25 protein-coding genes, 1 other RNA gene and 1 other annotated feature are annotated in these 26,190 nt (G+C 29.7%); of the genes, 25 read left to right on the plus strand and 1 reads right to left on the minus strand.

Annotated features, from left to right (window positions below):
* The first annotated feature begins 311 nt into the window (after positions 1-311).
* The 5 genes from ACI48P_RS14775 to ACI48P_RS14795 all read left to right on the plus strand — a co-directional run bounded on the left by ACI48P_RS14775 (position 312) and on the right by ACI48P_RS14795 (position 7,119).
* Entirely contained in the window at positions 312-1,448 is a 1,137-nt protein-coding gene (locus ACI48P_RS14775) for a glycerol dehydrogenase (RefSeq protein ID WP_475217017.1), read from the plus strand.
* A 1-nt stretch (position 1,449) separates the two neighbouring features.
* Positions 1,450-3,204 carry a dihydroxyacetone kinase subunit DhaK gene (gene dhaK / locus ACI48P_RS14780; protein ID WP_475217018.1) on the plus strand — a complete coding sequence of 585 codons (1,755 nt, stop codon included), beginning with the start codon at positions 1,450-1,452 and terminating at the stop codon, positions 3,202-3,204.
* Between the two features lie 162 nt (positions 3,205-3,366).
* Complete coding sequence (locus ACI48P_RS14785) at positions 3,367-4,347, plus strand: lysophospholipase (RefSeq protein WP_475217019.1); 981 nt, start codon at positions 3,367-3,369, stop codon at positions 4,345-4,347.
* A gap of 318 nt (positions 4,348-4,665) precedes the next feature.
* On the plus strand, positions 4,666-5,613 hold the full coding sequence (speB, locus tag ACI48P_RS14790; protein WP_475217020.1) for an agmatinase: 948 nt from the start codon (positions 4,666-4,668) through the stop codon (positions 5,611-5,613).
* A gap of 51 nt (positions 5,614-5,664) precedes the next feature.
* Entirely contained in the window at positions 5,665-7,119 is a 1,455-nt protein-coding gene (locus ACI48P_RS14795; protein ID WP_475217022.1) for a YjiH family protein, read from the plus strand.
* A gap of 123 nt (positions 7,120-7,242) precedes the next feature.
* On the opposite strand, the gene ACI48P_RS14800 is transcribed toward ACI48P_RS14795, so the two are convergent.
* Positions 7,243-8,631 carry a sigma-54 interaction domain-containing protein gene (locus ACI48P_RS14800; RefSeq protein WP_475217024.1) on the minus strand — a complete coding sequence of 463 codons (1,389 nt, stop codon included), beginning with the start codon at positions 8,629-8,631 and terminating at the stop codon, positions 7,243-7,245.
* A gap of 253 nt (positions 8,632-8,884) precedes the next feature.
* Positions 8,885-9,093 (plus strand) — a binding site (T-box leader).
* Positions 9,094-9,332: 239 nt separating this feature from the next.
* Here ACI48P_RS14800 and ACI48P_RS14805 point away from each other — a divergent pair.
* The 20 genes from ACI48P_RS14805 (at position 9,333) to ACI48P_RS14900 (ending at position 25,771) form a co-directional block, all read left to right on the plus strand.
* A complete protein-coding gene (locus ACI48P_RS14805; protein WP_475217026.1) occupies positions 9,333-10,163 on the plus strand; it encodes a transporter substrate-binding domain-containing protein in 831 nt (276 codons plus the stop codon).
* 38 nt (positions 10,164-10,201) lie between these two features.
* The gene (locus ACI48P_RS14810; RefSeq protein WP_475217028.1) at positions 10,202-10,939 is read left to right on the plus strand and encodes an amino acid ABC transporter permease; all 738 of its coding nucleotides are present in this window, start codon (positions 10,202-10,204) and stop codon (positions 10,937-10,939) included.
* Positions 10,936-11,658: an amino acid ABC transporter ATP-binding protein gene (locus tag ACI48P_RS14815; RefSeq protein ID WP_475217030.1), complete on the plus strand. Its 723-nt coding sequence runs from the start codon at positions 10,936-10,938 to the stop codon at positions 11,656-11,658. Before ACI48P_RS14810 ends, ACI48P_RS14815 begins: the two co-directional genes overlap by 4 nt.
* Before the next feature lie 498 nt (positions 11,659-12,156).
* Positions 12,157-14,508, plus strand: a complete 2,352-nt coding sequence (ygjK, locus tag ACI48P_RS14820; RefSeq protein ID WP_475217034.1) for an alpha-glucosidase — start codon at positions 12,157-12,159, stop codon at positions 14,506-14,508.
* 197 nt (positions 14,509-14,705) lie between these two features.
* Entirely contained in the window at positions 14,706-15,194 is a 489-nt protein-coding gene (locus ACI48P_RS14825) for a DUF2975 domain-containing protein (protein ID WP_475217037.1), read from the plus strand.
* An 11-nt stretch (positions 15,195-15,205) separates the two neighbouring features.
* Positions 15,206-15,433: a helix-turn-helix domain-containing protein gene (locus ACI48P_RS14830; protein ID WP_475217041.1), complete on the plus strand. Its 228-nt coding sequence runs from the start codon at positions 15,206-15,208 to the stop codon at positions 15,431-15,433.
* A 1-nt stretch (position 15,434) separates the two neighbouring features.
* Positions 15,435-15,902: a hypothetical protein gene (locus ACI48P_RS14835; protein ID WP_475217044.1), complete on the plus strand. Its 468-nt coding sequence runs from the start codon at positions 15,435-15,437 to the stop codon at positions 15,900-15,902.
* Between the two features lie 26 nt (positions 15,903-15,928).
* Positions 15,929-16,447, plus strand: a complete 519-nt coding sequence (locus tag ACI48P_RS14840; RefSeq protein WP_475217046.1) for a hypothetical protein — start codon at positions 15,929-15,931, stop codon at positions 16,445-16,447.
* Between the two features lie 142 nt (positions 16,448-16,589).
* Positions 16,590-16,865, plus strand: coding sequence for a hypothetical protein (locus ACI48P_RS14845; RefSeq protein ID WP_475217047.1), 276 nt, complete (start codon positions 16,590-16,592; stop codon positions 16,863-16,865).
* A 156-nt stretch (positions 16,866-17,021) separates the two neighbouring features.
* Positions 17,022-17,477 carry an SsrA-binding protein SmpB gene (smpB, locus tag ACI48P_RS14850; protein WP_475217049.1) on the plus strand — a complete coding sequence of 152 codons (456 nt, stop codon included), beginning with the start codon at positions 17,022-17,024 and terminating at the stop codon, positions 17,475-17,477.
* 150 nt (positions 17,478-17,627) lie between these two features.
* Positions 17,628-17,977: a transfer-messenger RNA gene (gene ssrA / locus ACI48P_RS14855) on the plus strand.
* A gap of 142 nt (positions 17,978-18,119) precedes the next feature.
* Entirely contained in the window at positions 18,120-20,114 is a 1,995-nt protein-coding gene (locus ACI48P_RS14860; RefSeq protein WP_475217050.1) for an AAA family ATPase, read from the plus strand.
* Entirely contained in the window at positions 20,111-21,301 is a 1,191-nt protein-coding gene (locus tag ACI48P_RS14865) for a hypothetical protein (protein ID WP_475217051.1), read from the plus strand. Before ACI48P_RS14860 ends, ACI48P_RS14865 begins: the two co-directional genes overlap by 4 nt.
* Positions 21,302-21,310: 9 nt before the next feature.
* Positions 21,311-21,622, plus strand: a complete 312-nt coding sequence (locus tag ACI48P_RS14870; RefSeq protein ID WP_475217053.1) for a hypothetical protein — start codon at positions 21,311-21,313, stop codon at positions 21,620-21,622.
* 249 nt (positions 21,623-21,871) lie between these two features.
* Complete coding sequence (locus ACI48P_RS14875) at positions 21,872-22,006, plus strand: hypothetical protein (RefSeq protein ID WP_475217054.1); 135 nt, start codon at positions 21,872-21,874, stop codon at positions 22,004-22,006.
* Positions 22,007-22,187: 181 nt separating this feature from the next.
* The gene (locus ACI48P_RS14880) at positions 22,188-22,667 is read left to right on the plus strand and encodes a hypothetical protein (protein ID WP_475217056.1); all 480 of its coding nucleotides are present in this window, start codon (positions 22,188-22,190) and stop codon (positions 22,665-22,667) included.
* Positions 22,668-22,678: 11 nt separating this feature from the next.
* Complete coding sequence (locus ACI48P_RS14885) at positions 22,679-22,921, plus strand: hypothetical protein (RefSeq protein WP_475217057.1); 243 nt, start codon at positions 22,679-22,681, stop codon at positions 22,919-22,921.
* Positions 22,922-23,246: 325 nt separating this feature from the next.
* Positions 23,247-24,146: a hypothetical protein gene (locus ACI48P_RS14890; protein WP_475217058.1), complete on the plus strand. Its 900-nt coding sequence runs from the start codon at positions 23,247-23,249 to the stop codon at positions 24,144-24,146.
* Positions 24,147-24,159: 13 nt separating this feature from the next.
* Complete coding sequence (locus ACI48P_RS14895) at positions 24,160-25,461, plus strand: hypothetical protein (protein WP_475217060.1); 1,302 nt, start codon at positions 24,160-24,162, stop codon at positions 25,459-25,461.
* Between the two features lies 1 nt (position 25,462).
* Complete coding sequence (locus ACI48P_RS14900; RefSeq protein WP_475217062.1) at positions 25,463-25,771, plus strand: STAS-like domain-containing protein; 309 nt, start codon at positions 25,463-25,465, stop codon at positions 25,769-25,771.
* The last annotated feature ends 419 nt before the right edge of the window (positions 25,772-26,190 follow it).

Here is a 26,190-nt window from a genome sequence, read left to right on the forward strand (position 1 = left end):
TGAATAGGGCTCTCTTTTTTTATTTGTGCAAAAAAATAATTTATAAAAAAGATAGTTTAACAGTAGATTTTGTAAGACTTGAGACATTAATATTTTGTTGTTAAAAAAATTTCAATAAGTCTAAAAAATACAATTTCATAAAAAAAGGACATAAAATTACCATTAAAAATTGTGATTTTATGACATATTTGTCTAATGCTTATTCGTGAAAACGATATTATAATAATCTCATAGAAAAAATTAGTTTCGATAAAAATTGAAGCTATAGGTAAAGAAAAATTTATTAAATTAAAAATACGGAGGGAATTACAATGAGAAAAGCTTTTATATGTCCAACTAAATACGTTCAAGGGGAAGATGAATTATTAAACTTAGGATACTTCGTAAAAACATTTGGAAAGTCAGCATTACTTATAGCTCACAATGATGATGTTTTAAGAGTTAAAGATAAATTAGAAAAAACAGCAGAAAAATTTGATATAACATTTGTAGAAAGTGGATTCAAAGGAGAATGCTCAAGAGAAGAAGTAGCAAGACTTCAAGAACTAGCAAAAGAAAATAACTGTGCATGTACAATAGGTCTTGGTGGTGGTAAGGCTATAGATACAGCTAAATGTGTTGCTTGTGGAGAAGCTTTAATAATAGTTCCAACAATAGCAGCAACAGATGCACCAACAAGTCACTCAGCAGTATTATACACAGAAGATGGAGCATTTGATGATTATGCATACTTTAAGCAAAGTCCAAGTGTAGTGCTTATAGATACAACAGTTATAGCAAAAGCACCAACAAGATTCTTAGTTTCTGGCATGGGAGATGCACTATCTACATACTTTGAAGCAAGAGCAACATCAAACTCATACTCAAATGTAAATGCAGGATTACCTTGTGGAGTAAGAGAAGGATTATGTGGAGATGCAAAAGGTACAAACACAGCTTTAGCACTTGCTAAATTATGTTATGAAACATTAATAAATGATGGAGCTAAAGCAAAGGCAGCTTCAGATTGTAACTTAGTAACTCCAGCTTTAGAAAATATAATAGAAGCAAATATACTTTTATCAGGATTAGGATTTGAAAGTGGTGGACTAGCTGCTGCTCATGCTATCCATGATGGATTAACAATATTAGAAGGAACACACAAGTACTTCCACGGAGAAAAAGTAGCTTTCGGAACAATAGCTCAATTAGTATTAGAAAACGCTCCAGAAGAAGAATTATATGAAGTATTAGACTTCTGTTTAGAAGTAGGATTACCAGTATGTTTATCCGACATAGGGGTAGATGAAATAACTGATGAAGAACTTATAGAAGTAGCTAAGAAATCTTGTATAGAAGAAGAATCAGTACATTCTATGCCATTCCCAATAACAGTTGAAGGAGTATGTGCAGCAATAATAACAGCAGATAAAATAGGTAAAGACTACAAAATGAGTAGAGGTGTATAATATGAAAAAAATAATCAACAAACCAGAAAATGTAGTTATGGAAATGTGTAACGGTATAGCTATGGCACATCCAGAGCTAGAATTCGTTAAAAAATATAAGGTAATGAAGAAAAAAGAAATAAATAAGAATAAAGTAAGCTTAATAAGTGGTGGAGGAAGTGGTCATGAGCCTGCACATGCTGGATTTATAGGAAAAGGAATGTTAGATGCAGCAGTATGTGGTGATGTATTTGCATCTCCATCTCAGATACAAGTTTATCAAGCTATAAAAGAAACAGCTAGTGAAAAAGGTACTCTTTTAATAATAAAGAACTACAGTGGTGACATGATGAACTTTAAAAATGCTGCTTACTTAGCTAGTGAAGATGGAATAAAAGTAGACTATGTTAAGGTTGATGATGATATAGCAGTTGAAGATAGCTTATACACAGTAGGTAGAAGAGGTGTTGCTGGAACAGTACTTATACACAAAATAGCAGGTGCAGCGGCTGAAAGAGGAATGTCTCTAGAAGAAGTAAAAACAGTAGCTCAAAAGGCAATAGATAATGTTAGAAGTTTAGGATTTGGTTTAACATCATGTACAGTACCTGCAAAAGGAACTCCAACATTTGATATAGCTGAAGATGAGATGGAGTTTGGAGTAGGAATACATGGTGAGCCAGGTATAAAAAGAGAAAAAATAGCTAGTGCGGATGAATTATCAAAGAGAATGGTAGATGCTATTGTTAAGGATATGAAGCTTGTTGAAAATGAAGAAGTAGCATTACTTATCAATGGATTTGGAGCTACACCACTACAAGAGTTATATCTTTTAAACAACTCAGTAGTAAGTGAACTAGATAAGAAAAACATCAAGATAAATAGAATATTTGTAGGAAACTATATGACAAGCATAGATATGGCAGGAGCATCTGTATCTATTATGAAATTAGATGATGAACTAAAAGAGTTATTATCTGAAGAAAGTGATACACCAGCATTTAAGGTAGCAGGTCCTGTAGAGAGTGTTGAATATGTTGCCTTAGAAGCTAATAAGGATGAAGAAAAAGAAGTATATTTTAAAGTTGAAAGTGATGAAAATTTTGCAGAGATAAAAGATGAAAAAGTAACTTTAGACAACATGATCTATATTATAGATAAAATGAGTGAAGTAATAATAGAAAATGAAGTTCCATTTTGTGAGTTAGACTCTCATGCTGGTGATGGAGACTTTGGAATGAGTGTTGCCAAAGGATTCAAGCAATTAAAGAGAGAATGGAAGGAAATCTTAGAACTAGAAAATCTTAATATATCAGAGTTCCTAGATGCATGTTCTATGATTATAATGGAGCACTGTGGAGGAGCATCAGGTCCAATATGGGGATCTGCATTTAGAGCAGCAGGAAAAGAAGTTGGAGACAAAGTTGAGTTAAGTGTAGAAGACTTTGGAAAAATGTTAGGTGCTGCAGTTGAAGGAATACAAGCTACTGGTGAGCGTTCATTTGGTAGAGGAGCAGTAGTAGGAGATAAAACTCTTATAGATGCACTAGTTCCATGTGCTAATGCTTGGGTAGATAGCTATAACAAAGGTGAAAGCTTTAAAGTTGCTTTTGAAAAAGGAGCACAAGAAGCGGTAAAAGGAGCTAAAGCAACAGAAGAAATAGTTGCTCGTATGGGTAGAGCAGGTACTGTTGGAGATAGAAGTTTAGGATATCCAGATGCAGGAGCTTATGGATTAGGAGTAATATTTACTGAAATTTCTAAAGCTATTAGATAAAAAGTTAGCTATAAGTTAAAATAGATAAAAAATTAGCTATAAATTAAAAAATATTAAATAATCGCCTAAAATTAGACCTATAGATACTATAATTAACTATATAGTATTAATAGGTCTAATTTAGTATAATGATTAGATAAAATTTAAAAGAAGGTGAAAAGTATGAAGTGCAGAGAGTTTTATTTTAAAGGTGAAGAAAACTTAGACGTACACGTATATCAGTGGGAAGATGAAGAAGTAAAGCCAAGGGGAGTAGTTCAAATAGCTCATGGTATGTCAGAAACTGCTATTAGATATGAGTATTTTGCAGAGCAATTAACTAAAGATGGATATATAGTATACATAAACGATCACAGAGGTCATGGAAAGACAGCAGAAGAAGTAGAAAACGTAGGATATTTGGCTGATAAAGAAGGCTTTAAATGTTTAGTAAAAGACATGGATACTTTAACAAAGATAATAAAAGAGGAAAATCCAGATTTACCAGTATACTTATTTGGGCACAGTATGGGATCATTTGCTAGTCAAAGATACATAATGGAATATGGAAATAATTTAGATGGATTAATACTATCAGGCTCAAATGGTAAGCATGGTATTGCTTTAAATTTAGGTATAATGATAGCTAGCTATGAAATAAAAAAACGTGGTAGAAAACATAGAAGTAAAATGCTAGATAGTTTAATATTTGGCGGTCATAACAGAGGATTTAAGCCAGCTAGAACAGGATTTGACTGGTTAAGTAGAGATGAAAAGGAAGTAGATAAATATGTAGAAGATCCATTCTGTGGAGTAATATTTACTTGCGGATTTTTCTATGATTTTATGAAGGGTCTTCAAGAAGTTGAGCACCCAGATAATCTTAGAAAAGTACCATTAGATTTACCTATATATATTTTATCAGGGGACAAAGACCCTGTTGGTAAAAATGGTAAAGGAGTACTTAGATTAAGAGATAGATACATAAACTTAGGAGTAAAAGATGTTTCTTGCACTTTATATGAGGGTGGAAGACACGAAATGTTAAATGAAACAAACAAAGATGAAGTAATAGAAAATATTTTAAAATGGTTAAATGAAAAAAACTCAGTAAAAAAATCTTTAGATGAGACTATCACAAGTAGTAATATGATAAATAAGTAACCAGATAGCATAAAACATCTTATGCAAAGTTGAGATAGAAGGCAATATTGCCTTCTATTTTGTATGTTAAGAGTTTTAAGTACTAAATCTAAAATATACAAAATAATTTCTAATGACGATGCAAAACTGCATCAAGTTAAAATATATTTAAGTTTAGAAATAATAAAAAAATTCTACAAAAGGTTGAAATCATGGGAATTTAAATAATAAATTAAAATACTTAAAGTTGGTATGTTTATTGCTTAATAATATATAGCAAATGATAAATAATAAATTATCAATAACAATAATTATATAAACTTAGGGGGTATTTTAGTTATGAGTAATCAACCAGCAAGTGCTTTAAGTTCACCAAGATTTTGTAATACAGGAAACTTTATGAGAATGCCAAAAATGACTGATGCAAAGGACTTAGATTTTGTAATATTTGGTATGCCTTTTGATACAGCAAGTTCATATAGAAGTGGTTCAAGATTTGGTCCTCAAGCTATAAGAAGTATATCAGCTATGATGAAACCTAATAATGTAATATTAGGGGTTAATATATTAGAAAGTTTAAAAGGAGCTGATTATGGTGATGTTAATGTAACTCCAGGGTATATACTACCTACATATGAAGCTATAGAAGCTGAGTTACAGCCTATAGTAGATGCAGATATAATACCTATAGGTCTTGGAGGAGATCACAGTGTAACTTTAGCAGAGTTAAGAGCTATAGCAAAAAAACATGGACCAGTAGCAATGGTACATTTTGATTCTCATGCAGATATTAATGATTTAGTATTTGGAGAAAAATACAACCATGGTACTCCATTTAGAAGAGCCATTGAAGAAGGTATAATAGATCCATCTTGTTCAATACAAGTAGGTATGAGAGGGTCATTATATGATGCCAATGAACATGAAATGGCTAAAGAGTTAGGTCTTGAATTAATACCAGCTCACAAAATGAGAGAGATGGGGTTACCTGAAGTTATAAAGAAAATAAAAGAAAGAGTTGGGGATAAGAAAGTATTCTTAACATTTGATATAGACTTTGTTGATCCAGCTTATGCACCAGGAACAGGTACACCTGAAGTTGCAGGATTTACATCTTATGAGACATTATGGATGGTAAGAGAATTAAAAGAATTAAACTTTGTAGGATTTGATGTTGTAGAAGTATTGCCAGCTTATGATAGTGGAGAGATAACTTCTTATATGGCTGCTAATATATGCTTTGAATTTATTTCAATATTAGCACTTAAGAAAATAAATAATAAATAGCATTAGATTTAAGTTAAATATATATAGTTCTGTATAATAGGGGGTATTTCAATGAATCAAACCAATAGCACCACCATGGAAGGTACCAAGTATGATAGCAATATGTCTTCTAAGGAACTAGACAATATTAATTTAAACAGTAGTCAATATAAGCAAGGGGCTATAAAGTGTATATTCTTCACTGTAATAGCAATATTTGTTTTCTTTATACCTATTTCAGTAAATGGAAAATCGGACGTTCCATTTGGATATATATATAATTTCTTTGTAGATATACTTGGAAATTTAGGATTATGGTTAGTAAGTATATTAATGATTGGCAACTTTGTTGCTAATATATATGGAAAATATATAAGTAAAGCAAATAAGAAATTAAAAGAATACTATAGTGAAGATAGTATTTTCCACACAATATTATATTTTTTAGGAGCAGTTTATACAACAGTATATGCACTTCATATAACAGTTGAAGGTTTTGTTGGTCCTGAATTTATAGTAGGTTCATCAACAGGTGGAACTGTTATACCATCTGTTGTGTTAGGTGTTATGTGGATTATTCCAGTAGGTGCGTTTTTTATGCCGTTTTTACTTAACTATGGAGCTATAGAGTTTATCGGAGCTTTACTAGAGCCATTTATGAGACCAATATTTAAAGTTCCTGGAAAAAGTGCTTTAAATGCTGTAGCATCATTTGTAAGTTCATCATCATTAGGGGTACTTATAACAGATAGACTATACAAACAAAATGTTTACACAAAAAAAGAAACTGTAGCTATCGCAACTAGCTTCAGTGCAGTTAGTGTAGGCTTTGCATTTTTAGTTATTAATACAGCCGGACTTGGAGATCACTTTATAAAGGTATATTTCTCATCATTATTAATATCTTTTATAGTTGCTATATTTATGGTTAGGATACCACCAATATCTAAAAAGCCTGATGAATATTATGATGGAACGGTACAAACAGATGAAGATAGAAAATCGGAAATTAAACTAGATAAAGGTATTGCAAAAAATGGTATAGATAGGGCTTTTAAGAAAGCTTACATAGCTAATAATATATTTTTAGAAATAAAAAGTTCTATACTAGACTCACTTACGGTTGTACCAAAAGTGTTGAGTTTACTTGCAGCAGTAGGTATAAGTGCTTTAATCCTTGCAGAGTTTACACCTATATTTAATTGGTTAGGATTAGTATTTGAGCCAATACTAAACATACTTAAAGTACCTAATGCTACTGAAATAGCACCATCAGTTCCAGTAGGTATAGCCGAGATGTTTTTACCAGTTTTATTAATAGCTGATAAGGTAGAAATGATAGACATAGGAGCAAGATATTTTATAACAGCATTATCTATGGTTCAGATAATATTCTTCTCAGAAACAGTAGTTGTTATGATAGCAACTAAAATGCCAGTAAAGCTATGGGAGCTAGTAGTTTGTTTTATACAAAGGACTCTTATAGCGATGCCTTTTGTAGCATTATTTATGCATATAATGTTTTAGATAATATAAAAAGATATGTAGAGAATAAAAAAATTCTTTACATATCTTTTTTATATATTAAGGTATTATAACTAATTTGTTTTTTATAATATATAACACCAAACTCTTTATTATAGTATTTTATTATGTGTTGTCATTCTGATGGAAATTAAAATCTATGTTATGTTTATTTAATTTTCTTATAACAGTACTTCTATCGATTTTAAGCTTTTTTGATATATCTAAGGTACTAGAAGACACACTTTTAACTCTAAGAAGAATATTTTTTTCGTATTCATCTAAAGCTTTATTAAGAGAGAAGTCTTCGCTAAAGTCTAAAGTACTATTCTTATAAATATCTAGCAATATTTCATCAGGCAAATCATTTTTAGTTATTAGATCATCCTCTGAAATAACCAAAAGCCTTTCGACTATATTTTCTAGTTCTCTAACATTTCCAGGCCATGGATAGGTAAGTAACATATTCAGACAGTCTTTAGAGATACGTTTGTTTATATTGTACTTATCATTGAATTTTTCCAAAAACATATTTATTAATGGTAGAATATCTTCTTTTCTGTCTTTTAGAGGTGGAATCTTTATAGGAACTACATTAAGTCTATAAAATAAATCTTCTCTAAAAGTTTTTTCTTTTACCATATGGCTAAGGTTTTTGTTAGTAGCTGCAATTATTCTAACGTCTATGGATATTTTTGTCTTTCCACCTATTCTATAGAACTCTTTATCCTGAATTAATGTAAGTAGTTTTGTTTGGAGTGGAAGTGATAGTTCACCTATTTCATCTAGAAATAAAGTGCCAGTATGAGCAAGTTCAACAAGACCGATTTTGCCATCTTTGTTTGCTCCTGTAAAAGAACCTTTTTCGTACCCAAAAAGCTCAGATTCAATTAATGATTCAGGTATAGATCCACAATCAATTTTAATAAATGGATTATCACTTCTATTACTATTATCATGAATAAATTTACTAAGAACGCCTTTACCAACTCCGGATTTTCCATATATTATAACAGTAGAATCTACAGAAGCTACTCTTTTAGCTAGGTTTAGTATAGTATTCATACTGTTGCTGGCATATATTAAATTTTTGTTTTTATAATCATTGTTTTTTAAAGAAAAAAGCTCATCACAAATAGATTTATTAATTTCTTTTAGTTTAAAAAAATCTTTCTTTAGGTTTTCTATGTAAGTCATATCACGCGAGGTTATTACTACTTTGTCCAGGCTACCATTTTTAAAAATAGGTGTACCATGAGCTAGTATTTGCTTATCATTAACCTTTTGAATTAATTTTATAGGTTCTTTATGCTTTATAACTTCAAGTGCAACAGATGAAGAGAAAAATCCTTTCTCTACCATATCATGCATATTAGTACCTATAATTTTGTCTCTATCTATTCCTTCGATATATTCACAAGTTTTATTATAAAATAATGTGGTGCCCTTTTCATCTGTTATATGTATACCATCTAATGATGCGTCTAATATGTTTGAAATCTCAACAAAATTCATGAAAATCCCCCTTTATGTTAAGTTTAGATTATATAATATACAAACACAAGGTAAAAGAGTTAGTAGAGTGAAGTAAATTTTATTAAAAGAGAGTCGTATTACGCTAAACTATAGACAATATAATATTTAGCAGATAAAGCTAGTTTTATATTTAATTAAAGAGACATAAAATTAATAAAAAATAAAAAAATATAAAAATATTGTTGACTTTATGTTGTAATTATATATAATAATATTAAGATTAAATTAATAAAAAAATCCTTGGAAAAAGAGAGTAGCTTTAAATGGAGTTCAAGCGAGTTAGGGTTGGTGTGAGCCTAATAATGAAGTTTAATGTGAAGAGAGCTTTGGAGGAGATTGCTTGAAGTAGTAGTATGGCAATCGGTGTGCTCGCCTTAAGAGTTTGAGTGGATAAGTTTACTTATCAATAAGAGTGGTAACGCGGAATATTTCGTCTCTTGGTTATTTATAGCCAAGGGACTTTTTTAATACATTTTTTTAATGTAGCTGCGTTTTACGATTGTTGTTTTGGCTTATCAATAAGAGTGGTACCGCGAATAATCGTCTCTTAGTCTAATGACTAAGGGACTTTTTTTATTAGAAAAGTACTATTCTTTTGTCCAAGGTAGGATGTAAGTTTGGCATAGCACTAATATGTCATTCTCAAATAATAATCAATTACAAATAGGGAGGAATTATTTATGAAAATCAAAAAGGCATTAATGGGAATTTTAGTAGGAGTTTTAAGTTTAGGGTTAGTAGCTTGTTCTTCAAGTGATAACTCGGGAAGTGGAGATAGCAAAAAAGCTGCAAACCAATTAGAGCAAATACAAGAAAAAGGGAAGTTAGTAATAGGAACTAGTGCAGATTATCCACCATATGAGTTCCACGCAGTAATAGATGGAAAAGATACAATAGTTGGATTTGATGTTAATATAGCTGAAGAAATAGCTAAAGAAATCGGAGTAGAGTTAGAAATAAAAGATATGAAGTTTGATGGATTATTAGCAGCACTACAAGGTGGAACTGTTGATATGGTAGTTGCAGGTATGAGTCCAACAGAAGAAAGAAAGCAAGCAGTAAACTTTACTGATACTTACTACAACGGAAAAAACTCTGTATTAATAAACAAAGCAAACTTAGATAAGTACACTAAAGTAGAAGATTTAAAAGACTTAAAAATAGGTGCTCAAAAATCTAGTATTCAAGAAAGTTTTGCAATAGATGTAATAGGAGCTACAAATATAAAAGCACTTTCTAAAATATCTGATGTAATATTAGAGCTTAAAAATGGAAACGTAGATGCAGTAGTAGTTAGTGAGCAAGCAGTAACTGGTTACTTAAAGCAATATCCTGAGTTAGTATACGCAAACATAGATTTAGGAGAAGATACGTCAGAAGGTTCTGCAATAGCAGTAAAAAAATCAGATGACAATTCTTTAATAGAAGCAACTAACAAAGTATTAAGCTCATTAAAATCAGCAAATAAAATTCAAGAGTTTGTTGATAAAGCAACTGAACTAGCTCAATAAAATTATGGTTAGTCAGTAAATAATTAGGAGGGTTATATATGAATTTTGAATTCTTAAGTAAATATTATCAGTTTTTCATAGACGGAACAAAAATTACAATAAGCATATCTTTATGTACTTTAATTTTAGGATTTATCATAGGTATAATAGTTTGCTTAGGAAGAATATCTAAAAATAAATTAGTTAGTTTTGTAAGTGGAACATATATAGAGTTTTTAAGAGGAACACCTTTATTAATTCAAATATTCATAATCTATATGGGACTTCCATCAATAGGATTAAAAGTACCTGATATAGGTCCTATATCTTCAGATTATGTATCAGCAGTACTTGCATTATCTATAAACTCAAGTGCATATATAGCTGAAATACTAAGATCAGGAATACAGTCCTTAGATAAGGGGCAAATGGAAGCAAGTCGCTCTTTAGGTTTAGATTACTCAATGAGTATGAAGTACGTAATAATACCGCAAGCTTTAAAAAATGTGTTACCAGCATTAGCAAATGAATTTATAGTTTTGATAAAAGAATCTTCAATAGCATCAGTAATAGGAATACACGATTTAATGTATAGTGCAGATGTAGTAAAAGGAGCAACATACTTAGCTTTTGAGCCATTAGTAGTAGCATCATTAGTATACTTTGCACTTACATTTAGTTTATCAAAGTTGGTTAGTTATATTGAAAGCAGATTAGAAACTAAAAACACAAAGAGCTTTGTATTATTTGACAGTAAGGTAAGTATAAGAAAGCCTAAGGAGGAAGTAAATATATGATTAAGATAAATAAGTTGCAGAAGAAATTTGGAAAGCTAGAAGTTCTTAAAAATATAGATATGAAGGTTAATCAAGGGGAGATAGTTGCAATACTGGGGCCTAGTGGTAGTGGAAAGAGTACTCTTTTAAGATGTATGAACTTACTTGAGACTCCTACTAGTGGGGATGTAATATTTGAGGGGAATAATATTGTAGATAAAAAATGTGATATAAACAAGGCAAGACAGGATATAGGGATGGTGTTCCAAAATTTTAATTTATTCAATAATATGTGTGTTATGGATAATATTACGCTGGCACTTACTAAGGTTAAGAAGATGGATAAAAAGAGTGCGGAAAAGATTGGGGAAGAGTTATTAAATAGAGTAGGGTTATTGGATAAGAAGGATGCATTTCCTTCTCAGTTATCAGGGGGACAAAAGCAGAGAATCGCAATAGCAAGAGCGCTTGCTATGAAGCCAAAGGTGATGTTGTTTGATGAGCCGACTTCGGCTCTAGATCCAGAGATGGTGAAGGAAGTGTTGGATGTTATGAAGGAGCTAGCTAAGGAAGGGACTACTATGGTGGTGGTTACTCATGAGATTGGGTTTGCTAAGGAAGTGGCTAGTAAGGTTGTGTTTATGGATGAGGGATATATTATTGAAGAGGGGACTCCTGAAGAAGTATTTGAAAACACAAAACAAACTCGAACTAAAGAATTTTTAAGTAAGGTGATATAGAGGGGTGGGAAATTTTGAGGATGGAATTGGCGCTCCGGGGTGGATTTGAAGTTCTATGTCATGCAGGCCAGGAGCGGGCCTGCGAATGACATTAGAACTTTCAAATCCACCCCTTCGCTGAATTCCACCTCAAAATTTCTTACTCTATATTGCGTTATTAAAAAAGGGGGGAGTAAACATATTAAAAGAATAAAGAATAAAAGAATATTTTTCTTAGGTAGATATACTTTAGAAATGTTTTAAATGGTCGTAAGATTATTTTAGAATGTAATTAAAGTATAAATATTTGAGATTGTTACTGGTTAAGCAGGCAAAACTTGAGTTTATAAGGATGATTTTGTTTCGTTTTTGATTTGATTTATTAGGCTAAGGCTATAGGTTAGGTCGATTTTGACGAAAAAATTATTTGTCTTTGTAGATTGAAGTTTTTTTGCTTTTTTGTAAAAAAGTATACATATTAAAATTTATAATTTTATAAACATTGGGGAGGATTATTACATGAAATTTAGGTTGAAGGTGAAGTCTGTATTAGCTACTATTATGGTAAGTTCTTTATTAGTAGGTTCATTAGGAGGTACTGTGTTTGCGAAGGGGAAGGATGTTAATATTAAGGATTTTAAGAATGTGTTAAATGTACAAGCAGATCCGACTGTTGAGATTAATGCTACTTATAATACTAATAAGTTTAATCCGTTTTCGGATATGGGGGCTTGGCATGGATATTATTTACCAAAGGATGATGCTACTCATTTGTATGGAGGTTTTGCTGGTCCGTTGATAGTTGGGGAAGAGTATCCTATAAATTTAACTGATACTATATCTAAGATAAAGATAGTAAATAAGGATACTAAGAAAGAGTATGATTTAACTAGTGCTAAGGTTAGTTTTGATTCATATCCAGGTAAGTTGGTACAAAAATATGAGCTTGAGGATTTAAATCTTAATTTAGAGTTAATATTTGCATCAGATAGAACTGCTTTAGTTAAAACAAATATAGAAAATAAGACTAATAAAAATCTAAACTTAGATTTAAGTTGGACAGGTTCTATATTTAATAAATCGCCTTATTCATTGGGAACAGATGAAAGTGGAAATAAGATTTATGATTTAAACCAAACTTTAGAAGCTACAAAGGAAGGTGTTAAGGTTAATTTTTCTGATGTAAGATCTATATGGTCGTTCTTCTCAACGCCAGAGACTAAGTTTGAAGTTAAGTATGAAGGTAATACAAAAACAACTGTTGATGGAGATAAGTATGAGACAAGGCTAGAAGATACTGTTTCTATAAAGCCTAAGAAAACGTTTAACACCTATTCTACACAAAGTTATACATTTACAGAGGAAGAAGCTAAAAAGGAAAATGATGTAGTTAAAAAGATGATTTCTAATCCTGAAAAATCATTTAAGGAAAATGAAAAGCGTTGGCAAAAGTATTTAGAAAAAACATTAGGTGATACTGTAGAAGATATGCCTAAAGAATACCAAGATGCAGCTGTTAAATCAGTTCAAACTTTAACTACAAACTGGAGAAGTGCAGCAGGAAGCTTAAAGCATGGTGGTATAGTACCATCTTTATCATATAAGTATTTTGTAGGATTCTGGTCATGGGATTCTTGGAAGCAAGCTGTAGCAACTACTAGATTTGATGGAGAGCTTGCAAAGGATAATATAAGAGCATTATTTGATTACCAAATAGGTGAAGATGATGAGTTAAGGCCGCAAGATGCTGGAGCTATAATAGATGCAATATTCTACAATAAGGATAGTGCAAGAGGTGGAGATGGTGGAAACTGGAATGAAAGAAACTCAAAGCCAGCACTAGCAGCTTGGGCAGTGTGGAATGTATATGAAGAAACAGGAGATAAGGCATTTTTAAAAGAGATGTATCCGAAACTAGTAGAATATCATAACTGGTGGTACACAAACAGAGACCACAACCAAAATGGAATAGCAGAGTATGGTGGTATGGTACATGAGGCTCATTATTTATATGATGAAGAAGGAAATGTATTATTAGACGAAAATGGCAACAAAAGGTTTGATGAAGAAGCAATAATAGAAGCAGCTGCATGGGAAAGCGGAATGGATAATGCTACTAGATTTGACAAAGAGGGAGTCGGTAAAGATGACGTAGGGGTTAAAGTATTTGAAAATAAAAACAAAGATGGTGAAGTAGTAGGATACTCTATAAATCAAGAATCTGTAGATCTAAACGCTTATCTGTATGCAGAGAAGATGTTCTTAGCTGATATGGCAGAGGAATTGAATCTAAAAAATGATGAAAAGAGATTTGAGAAGGAAGCTAAAGAATTACAAAAATACATAAGAGAGAACATGTTTGATGAAGAAACAGGATACTTCTATGATTTACAAATAAACTCTGAGGATTCTTCAAAGAACAAGTTACTAGTTAATAGAGGAAAGGGAACAGAAGGATTTATACCATTATGGGCTAACTTAGCATCGGAAGAAGAAGCAGAGATGGTTAAGAAAAATGTAATGGATGAAGGTAAATTCAACACTCTAGTACCATTCCCAACAGCATCAAAAGATAATGAAAAGTATAACCCAGATAAATATTGGAGAGGACCAGTTTGGTTAGATCAAGCTTTATTTGGAGTAGAAGGATTACAAAACTATGGATACACAGATGAAGCAAGAGAAATGGCATATAAGTTATTTGATAATACAGAAGGCTTATTAGGAGATGGACCTATAAGAGAAAACTACAACCCTGAAACAGGTAAAGGGCTTCATACTGCTAACTTCAGTTGGTCAGCATCTGCTTATTATCTAATGTATCAAAACATATTAAATGATGATGAAACAACTACTTTAGAAAGAGACTAAAATAGTTGGTATAGTCTATCAATAAAATAATAAAAATAATTAAAAAGAGTATTTCCTATGATGAAAATTATTTGGAAATGCTCTTTTTATATTGTTTAACGATAAAAATATATTGAAGAATAGTATAAAATTATTGACATATAATAAAGAAGTAGTTAGAATTATAATTACAATAAAGATAAAGAGAGGAAGAAAAAATGAAAAAAGATAGAAATTCTAAGATATTAAATAGTATAGTTTTATTAGGGATTGCTATTACCTTATTAATGCTAATAGGTACACCGTTAGTATTAACAGCTATGTTTAAAACTAATCAGGAGTTAATGGATTCTAATTTTGTAACTACAATAACAGTGTTAATATATATATGTGCAGCACCTTATGTAGGAGCATTAGTATTATTAAAAAAATTATGCAAATTAATGAGCAACAAAAATCCTTTTTCAAGAGAAATACCAAGCTTAATCAAAAAAATAGGAATGTGTGCTTTTAGTGAAGTATTACTATTTAATGGAGCGACAATAGCAGCTTATTATATACACGATGTATACTTATATGCACTTACTATAGTGCCATGTATAATAGTTTCGTTCGTTTCTATTGCAATAGGATTTTTCGCACTGGTATCATCAAACTTATTTGAAATGTCTATAGATATTAAAGAAGAAAATGATAAAACAATTTAAAGGAGTAATCGATGGCGATAATAGTTAATTTAGATGTAATGATGGCAAAAAGAAAAATGAGTTCTACAGAATTATCACAGAAGCTGGGCATTACTCAGGCAAACTTGTCTATATTAAAAAACAATAAGGCAAAGGCGGTTAGGTTTAGCACCCTAAATGAAATCTGCAAAGCGCTTAATTGCCAGCCTGGAGATATTTTGGAGTATGTAGAAGATGATGGAGAGTCAGAGGTAGAATAACATGAACAAAAGATGGGATATGTTATTAGGCTTAACAGTAATAGTACTACTTTCTGCGAGTATTCTATATGTATCTAGAGATATTATTATTACTGATTCAGTGGATATTATACAGTCAAATTGGGATATAGAGATGCCTAAGGATACAAAGGAAATATTTTATAAATCTAGCGGTGCTAGTCTTTTAGGTGACGGAGAAAGATATAGTATTTATGAGTGTGAAGATGAAGACTATATAAGAAATTCATTTCAGTGGAAAGATGATAAAAGTAGTTTGGTAGTTGAGGGATTTGAAGAAGTTATAGATAAGATTAGAGGTTATGGGGGGAGCAAAATTCCTAAGGAGTATATACCTGATTTGAATAGAGATTTTTTATATTATTATAAAGAGCTAGAGGACAATTCGAAGATATATATTATTTATATACCTGGAGTTAGCAAAATTTATATATCAGAAAATATATTTTAAAAGTAGAGAATAGGAAACTTATAAATATGAAAAGAAAGTATTATATATGGTTTGTAATATTGATTGCTCTGTTAGTAGGTGTTTCATATTTTGATATAAATTTTTCAAGAAGCTATCACCATAGACTTAGTAAAACTACTGACTTAAAAGATGAAAATATAAGTGGTATTTATTTAGGAGACAAAATAGATGATGAAAAAGTAGAGTCTCAATATGGCAAGATAACTGAATTTAGTCATGATAATGTTATGTATGATTATTATTTTTTATCAGAAAATATTGAAGTAGCTACTGAAAAGAATGACAAGAAGATTATTAGATTTGTAGTTAATGATAAAAATATTGAGAGCTATAAGGGTGTGAAGATTGGTGATAGTAAGGAAAGAATAGTAGGTTTATACGGGGATAACTACTATGAGAGACTAGAGCAAGGAACAAATATTATTGGATATGTAGATAAAAGCAAAAAAATATCTATAGAGTTTTGGTTAGACGAGAACGAATGCATTTGGCTTTATAGACTAGATTATAATTTTATGGAGTAATTATTAGCCCAATTAAAAAAGAGGATATATTTAATAGTAGCTATAATCTATATAGTATGAAGTTTTTTTAGACAAATTATATATAGAAATATGCAAATGCTATATAAATATAAAGCTATTTTTATAATGGGTGAGGGGAAGTATGAGAAAATTATGGAGAAATAAGACGTTTCAAATATTTGTAATTGTACTTATAGGAGTTCCATTTACATCAGCAGCAAGTAAGCTAAATACATTAAAACTTATACTTGAACATGAAAGTACAATTATTGATAAAGTGGTTCTTGCTGGTTTGGTAAAGGATATAAAATTTATAAAAATAGCAGGAATTATACTTTATACGGTTGCAATTGGATTTTATACTAATTTTATATATTCTATAAATAATGAAATAAATAATAATGAACATGAACAATAATATATATAGAAATGAAAGCATATGATTAATAATAAGTAGCGTATATGGACATAATAACATCTGTAGATGTTGACTATAAGCCATAAATATGGTATATTTTTACTAATAAAATTGTAAAGTGTTAATGAAGAAATTTTAAGTTAAGAAGGTGAGAGTATGGCAGGAACTAAGACGTTAGCTAGTAATAGAAAAGCAAGACATGAGTTCTTTATAGAAGAGACTTATGAATGTGGTATAGAATTAAAAGGTACAGAAGTTAAGTCTATAAGACAAGGTAAGTTAAATTTAACTGATGGATATGCATCTGTAGATAATAGTGAAGTTTTCTTAAAACAAGTTCATATAAGCCCATACGAGCAAGGTAATAGATTTAATGCAGACCCTTTAAGAGTTAGAAAGTTATTACTTCATAAGCATGAAATAAGAAAGCTTATAGGATTAACTACTGTAAAAGGTTATTCTTTAATACCTTTAAGTGTATATCTTAAAAATGGTAAGGTTAAAGTTGAGTTAGCTTTAGCTAAAGGGAAGAAGCTACATGATAAGCGTCAAGACTTAGCTAAAAAAGATGCTCAAAGAACAATAGAAAGAGAATTAAGAGGAAAATATTAATAGTATTTATAAATACTGTGGTATTATCCACTAAATTACATTTGCTTTTTAATACTAAAAGTATTAATATATATATCAAGATAAACAACTAAATATTGATGGTGAAAAAAGTTTGCGAAGAAGTACAGTCCAAGGACTTAAAAATACCGCGGGGGCGTAAAGGTTTCGACGTGGGTATGGAACTTGGGGCTGCGTGTCGTGTTACTCTGGGTCACGTAAAAACTGGGGACTTAAAACAAACGCAAACGATAATTACGCTTTAGCAGCTTAGTTCTGCTCGACCCGCCTTAGCCCTCCTGCCGGCTTTGGCCTGGTCGTCAACTATGCAGGGAACTACTTTCGGGGTGTCTCGACCGAAAGCGGACTTATTGGGACTGGCCGATCACATAGCTTGCCGCTGGGCGATGTGTAAGGCGAGATACTAAATCAGTTGGCTACACACGTAGATGCAACGAGGAAAAGACTTGCGGACAGGGGTTCGACTCCCCTCGTCTCCACCATTGAAATCCACGATATTACAGTTTAAGTAGTATCGTGGATTTTTTATTTATATGAACATATTCCTCAATATATTAGATGTTAAGGAATGGTTTAATAAAGACTAAACAAGTAATACTTATTATAACTATGGGGGAGGAGTATATGCGTAATATTCAATTAGTATATGCATACATATTTGATTCATTTACAGGACTAAATGACCTAGAGGTAAGCTTTAGTGATAAATTTAATTTTTATATTAAAAAACTTGATGATACTGGGTTTAATTGGAAAGTATTAATTACTAAAAAAGAAGTAGAAAATTGTATTTCACCTAAATTTTGGGGAAATGAAGAACATATAAATAGATTAGATTTGATTGTAGGAGAAAATGGAGTAGGGAAGTCGACAATCATGAGTTGTATAGAAGGAAACGCGGAAGGGATTTACTTCACAATATATTTAGAAGATATAAATGGTAAGTTGAGGTGGTTTTTTAAGTCGAATTTAGAATATGATATGAATATAGATATAGTAGAAACATGGAATGCAAACAAACTTATAATTCCAAATGATATATATGATGAGCCGTTTGAGCCTATTTATAAATCGAATACACTTATTAGAAGTTGGACATGTAATGATATGGATCCAGAGGAACATGGGATAAAAGCCTCTAATAAATCAGCATCAATTTATAAGTTTGTGACTAGGGAGTTAAAGCTATTAGAACGATATTTTCCAGCGGAAAATTTAATATATCAATTTTCATTAGATTTAAATTCTCATCATGTGGTGGAATTACTACAGAATATGAAATTAAATAGTTATTTAAAAAATATAATTAATACAGCAACTAATATGATGAGTGAAAATGAAATTTATATACTAGATACTGATGATAGATATTATTATCATGCACGTAAAATCGATGAAATGTATATTAAATATTTATCGTACAAGGATAGTTTATTAGTAAGATGCTTTAATAAGCATGAATTCCCGAAAGATATAATAGAGTTATTAGAAATGAATATTTACATATCTTGGATTATGCACCTTAGTGGATATATTGAAAACTATAATGGCTATAAAAATTTAGAGACAGTAATATCGTTAGAGGATTTTAATGATTACCTAAAGTGTGAATTAAATTATATAATAACTAAATTGGAACAAAAGAATGAAGATTTAATAATAAAAATAATAAAAAGATATGCGAGTTTCAATTTCATAGATAAGATATTTTTACAAATTAAGAAAGGATGGGTAAAAATTATAGTCGTATCTAATGATAGCATAAAATTCAATATTAGATTAAATAAAAGGGGAGAAGCCAAAAAAGATAAATCAATGATTGAGATAATCAATTTCGCTGATGAAATTAAAAGAGTATACTCTGGGACAAAAATAAGTCTTAGAAGAGTGGGGTTTTCTAATTTAAGTTCAGGGGAAATGGCATATTTAGATTTATTTGCATGTATATATAATACATTTTATTTAGATGAATATTATGATGATGATGAAAAATACGAATATGAGAGATATAAGAAGGCTTTAAACTATTTATTTATTTTAGATGAACCAGAAGCATCATTTCATCCAGAATGGTCTAGAAAATTGATATATAATATAACAACATTTACAAATAAATTATTAAGTGGAACGAATAAAAAGTGTCAATTTATTATAAGTACTCACTCTCCGTTTATAGTTTCTGATATTCCACAAAATCATATAAACTGTATAAGTTTTAATATTGATGAAAAGGGAAGAGGTAATAGAATTATAAGTAAGCCTAAGCATAGCTTTGCAGCTAATATTTACGAAATTTTAAATGATGGGTTTTTTATGAATGCACCTATAGGTGAGTTTGTACAACATAAAATTCAACAAGTTATTGATAGGATTGATGGTCTTGAAAAATTATCATTTGATATGTTACCTAATGAAAAAAACGAAATACATAAAATGATAAATATGATTGATGATAAATTAATACGCTCTAGACTTAACAATATGTTTAAAGAAAAGGAAAATGATTTACTTGAACAGGAATCTCCAATATTAGTAGATTATTTAATGAAAGAAATAATAAATTTAAAGCAAGAAATAGTAGAGCTTAAAAGTAAAATAAACACTGAGGATAGATTATGATTTTAATAGACAAAAAAGTTTTTAAAAATAAAGTTTATTTAAATGTAAATGGAGAAGTAAATGTCTTACAATTGAAAAATTGGTATAAGGATATAATGCTAGATAAAGTTAAATGTAAATATTTTAACTTAATAGAAAGTATAACAACTAATACAAATAAACTAAATGATGAAGACAAGGTATATATATTAAATACAATAATACCCTTTTTTCAAAATGAAGATAAAACTATAGATATAAGTTTAATTAACATCTTACTATCCAATGATTTTATTGGAGAATTAGCTAATTTTAGTAAAACACCACCTAAAGGTATTAATGAAACTCATTGGATTAAGATTATGGGATACTACTCGCTCGCAAAATTTGTATTTTATGATTTGGAGCAAATAAAATATAATATATTAAGACAAGCTGAAAATAATAACTTTAATCAGGAAGAATGCATAAAAACGATAGAGAGTATCTATAATGAAAAGGTTATAGAATATAATTTTAAACACATTGAATTAAATATAGAGCCTAAAATAGTAAAGGTACCTAGAATTAGTTCTGAACATTGGAATAAGAAGAATCGTGAGAAGTTCATAAAGGATAATATTAATACTGTAGCGAGTGCAGTTAGTATAAAATTAGAAAATAAAAATATACTTTATAAAAATGAAAGAGTAAAAATTAGTAAGTTAAAGGATATTAAAAAATTTAATAAAATGCTAAGTTTTATTATAAACTATGATGACTTGACTGATAAGTATAGACATTTAATATTAAAAACATTAGATCTATCAGTATGCCCGTATTGTAACAGGCAGTATATTACATCATACGAACCGAGTAAACATAAAAAAAATAATATTGATATTATAGCTACAGCAGACTTAGATCATTTTTATCCAAAAGCTAGATTCCAATTATTTTCTTTATCATTATACAATTTTGTACCATCATGTCAAATTTGTAATTCTAGGATGAAACTTGATAAGCCTATTGAAATTTTATATCCATATAATGATTTTTTCAATGAAGAAGTAAAGTTTGAAGTTATACCGAAAGATACAAGTGAACAAGGAAGGATCTTATTAGATTTGTTGTATGGGAAAAATGATACTTTAAAAACTGATAAGTATAGGATTAGAATAAATACATCTAACGTAAAAGATGAAAAAAGAAAACAATATATAGAATGAGCTATTGAAATGTTTCAGCTAGAGCAAGTATACCAGTCTCATAAGTCATTGGCAGCAGAAATTATCCGTACGCAAGCAATTTATGATAATGATATCTATAATTCTATAACTAATGTATTACTTAGTAGTAGATTATCAAATAGCATAGAAAGAAAAAAAACTTTAAAAAGTGTAATATCTCATATAGATGAATCTAGCATAGAACAGTTTGCTGTAAATGAAAAAAATAGGATTCTATATGGTATAAATGTTAAAGAAGAAAATCAAGATTTAAAACAACCTCTAGGAAAGTTTATTAGAGACATATTAAAATTAGAATAAAATCAAATAGAATATGATATAAATTAAAAATAATTCAAATGAATATAATACTGAATATTAATCGTGGGTATTATTTCTGTGATTTATCTCCACCATTGAAATTCACGAAAAGCACATTGACAATTTTGTCGATGTGTTTTTTAGGTGTGCCCAGCAGGGTCAACAACCTGACGATGAAAGTCCGTTGCGGGCTTGATAGTTGTAACCGCTAGCAAAGGTCAAGGGTGTCCATCGTGAGGTGGAATATGAATGAAGCCTACAGCAAAGTCTCGGTCTGAGGAATACGAATTACATATGAGGCTTGCTAGAAATAGACGAGTTTTTCTAACAAATCAAAGTCCCACACTATTCCAATTTATAGGAGTAAATGTAGCAGATATATGAGATGAAGGTTGTTGTTCTTTCCTGGGGAGGTCTGATAGATATATCCTTATTAAAGGGTATATTTCCTAAATGATAGCCTACATAGTGATATGGAGTTGAACTATCAGAACTCAGAATACGTCATAGTACTATTTATGTGCACGTAAATATGAAGAACTGAACATTAAGGCGGTTTTCAACTATGGATAAAGTGAAGAACGTGAATAAAGTCTATACGACTGAATATTCATACTATCATGTGGAAGGAAAGTTGGAAACTAGAGATAAACATGGAGTGCATAGCGGAGCTTTAGTATTACCGGAGGTAGGAATAGAAAACAGTGCAATAATATCTACTAATAATTTATTCGATAAGATATTAGCAAGGTACAACATGTACCTTGCGATGCAAAGAGTAATTAGAAATGATGGTAATCACAGTGTTGATGGTATAAAGACTGATGAACTTTACAACTATGCTAAAAAGCATTGGATTACAATTAAATCTAAATTATTAGATGGAACATATATACCTTCATTAGTTAGAAGAGTAGAAATATCAAAAGATAATGGTGGGACTAGGTTACTTGGAATCCCAACAGCAGTAGATAGAATGATACAACAAGCAATTGCACAAGTATTAACTGTTGTATATGAACCGGTTTTTTCTAATATTAGCTAGTAAAGAACTATTTGATAAATGATAGCGAAGAAAAGTTCATAATAAAATACTTAGATGGGCATGATAGGAAACTATGTATACAGGTAGAATTAAATGGAAAAGTAAAGGTATTACCTACATATAGGGAAAAAGATCTATTAAAGCTGATTATGGACAATAGTATATCAATTATTATAACTGCTAGAGTATATCAAGAAAAGTATGAAGTAGATTTAAATAAAATGCACATAAAGTTAAATGTTATATTAAACTAGAAAAATAAGTAATCACTATGATGTATATAAATGAGTAAAAAAATTCTAGATATTGTAGTAGTAGGTAAAAGTTTATAGTTGATCTACTACGTTTATTATAATATATACACGAGGGATAAATACTGCCCCAAGATAGCATATTAAAATTATTAATCAAGGAAAGTAAGAGAGTGCGTGAGTACATTAATATATAAGTTAGGAAGAAAAAATTAAGAAGGATATATAATTGAAATATATTATAAGATAGTTATTTAAGCTATTTATAATATATGATTTAAAGTAAGTATATAAATATGGTAATATATACATATATAGAGGTGATTGTATGGAGATAATTTTTCCTAGGAAACTAACATCAAGTAAAAAAGGAATAGAATTTACTTCTTATTTATGGGGTAAGTGTAAGTCTGTTAGGAATGTAAGTATAGTTTGGGATTTAAGTGGAACTAGACTAATTCACACAAACTTGCTATCAGCTATCGGACTTATATTCAAACGTGTTTCAAAGCATAATGAAATTATATTGAAATTGAATGATGAAAAAAATAATGAAATAAAAATGAATAAGAATATTATACATAGAATTTTTCATAAGTATTCTTTTGATCATAGAGATGGATTAAAATATGTATATTTCAATTTTGAAAGTGATGAGGATAGTAAAGAAGTTGAAGAATTGCTAATAGATAAGTTCAGAGAACTTAATTTAAAAGGGTATAATGACTTAAAGATAATACTGAGCGAAATGACAGCCAATATTTATATGCATGCGAGTCCATCAGAAGGAAGTATATGTTCTTATATTAACTTAAAAGATAATAGGTTATATATTAGTATATGTAATTTTGGTAAGACAATAAAACAGAACATATGTGAACAAAGTGACTATAATTTTGATGATGATAAAAAAGCTATTTTGTGGGCTCTAAGAAAGTTAAATACAACTAGAAAAGGTAATACTTCTGGAGGTTTAGGTTTATACCTTTTGAGGAAAACTATATCAAATTTAAATGGTGAAATAGAGATAATGTCTGGAAAATCAATGATTAAATTAAATGAAAATATGTACGACGAGAATGATGTAAATAACTTTTCCTACGATCCTCAAGAAATGAGAAGCTTTTTTCCAGGAGTTATTGTTACTCTAAAAATAGATAATATAATAGAAGAAGATGCAGTAGTTAATAACATAATTACTGATAAAATTAGTCTAAGTGATATTTAAAAGGAGAAATTAAATGGAGTGTTTAGTAAATTTTTTAAGTGATATTTACCAAAAAAAACTAAGGCGTATATCTCAATCTCAAGCTGATAATTATGAGGATGCCTTAGAAAAATATAAAGAAATATTTATATCACAACTTAGATGTGCAATAAAACATTCTACAAAATGCAGTACATGTGGATTGAAATGCTCAAATGGATGTAATAAATTGAGGAAGTTATTAGAATCAATTAGTGATGAAGAAATACACAGCTTTTTTCATGAAATAAAGGATATATATATATTATGGATTGATGCTAAATGGAGTGAATCACTAGATAAATTTACAAAATTTATGGAAGCATATAATATATTAGAAGGTATAGAAGCAGAGGAAATTAAACATAGTTTATTATATAGAGGTAGATTATCTGAAAGCATATTGACATCGTGGGATATGTATCAAATACCTTTTAACAAAAGGTATTTAGTCAGTAACCAAAGATATAGTTTAACTGGTCAGCCTATGATATATCTAGGGAGTTCTATAATAGATATTATTGAAGAATTAGAGATAAGTGATGAGCAGTTAAAAAAATTTAAAGTTTGTACATATAAAATTAATAAAGATATTAAAATTTATGATTTAAGAAATAATATATATAAAGATATAAATGAAACCTTTATACAAGATAGTAGTTTAAATCTATTTAAAACAAAAGTGTTTGATAAGCGTAAGTTCTATAGAAACTTATTGAGCTCAGTATGTAGTTTTGAAAAAAGAAAAGAATATAAAGGCTTTTCTTTTTGCGAAGAGTATGTTATACCACAGATATTAGCTCAGACCTTAAAAAGAGAAAAATTTGATGGAATAGCATATTATTCTACAAAAAGATTTAGTGAAATTAAGTTTTACTCAAATGAAGTTATAACAAATGAGGATTTAAATTATAAGGAGAAGATGAATGAATTAATAAAAATAACTAAAACTAAATACAAAGAGAATATTGCACTATTTACGAATTTCACATTAGATCATGTTTATGATAGACAATTATTCGATAATTTAGAAATAAGTGTACCAATTGATATAAATAGAATTGAAAAATTAGATATGTCACAGTTAGATTTTATATACAATGAAATTGGAAAAATAAAAGACCAAAGAATGATAACTGAATCAAGTATAATATATTCAAATTTTACAAGGGAATTTGATGAATGTTATATTGGAAATCTAAGATATTATGAAACTCCACTAGGAAAGTTGCATATATATTATATATATATAATGCTAAATAATATCCTTGCCAAGTGTAAGAAAGAGGTGAATTAATATGATTAAGTATGAAATTATTATAAAGGATGAACTACAGTCAACTTCTGCTGATAATGATAAAAAGGGAAACATAATATATGATAGAATCAAAGGTATAATAGCCGGTGGTGGTGGTGAAATTACACTAAATTTTATAGGGGTTAATATATTGAACACTGCATTTTTAAACAATGCAATCGGACAATTATATTCTATTTCAGATTGGGATAGTTTGAATTTTGATATTAATTTGACTAATTTTTCTCATGATGCTTTAGATTTAATAAAAGAAGTTATAAGTAGTGCTAGAGAAAAATATAGACAATAGCAACAAGGACTTTGTCCTTACATGACCCCTTGGGAGAAAATTTATGTAGGAAAGGTAATGTAAAATAGTGTTATTATTTCTGCGATTATACTCTACCATTGAAATCCACGAAAAGTTATTAACATAAGTAAATGGTAATATCTATTCTTTTATACAGAGATATAATTTATTAAATGAGACTGATGTACTATGGATAAAGAACATTATTGTTTAAGATGTAAAATTGATAGTATCAAATTAAAAATATATGTCATATACTACATACGTATTTACTATATGCCAAAATAGAGGCGTATTTAACGAGATAAGCACTTACAACTAAAAGGGTAAGTGCTTATTTTACGTTCAAATTAAAACATGCGTCGTGTTTCACGACGGGTAAAAACACAAGACATAAACATTTTTCTATAAAAAAAGTT

The organism is Romboutsia sp. LXY-2 (genome assembly GCF_056171995.1).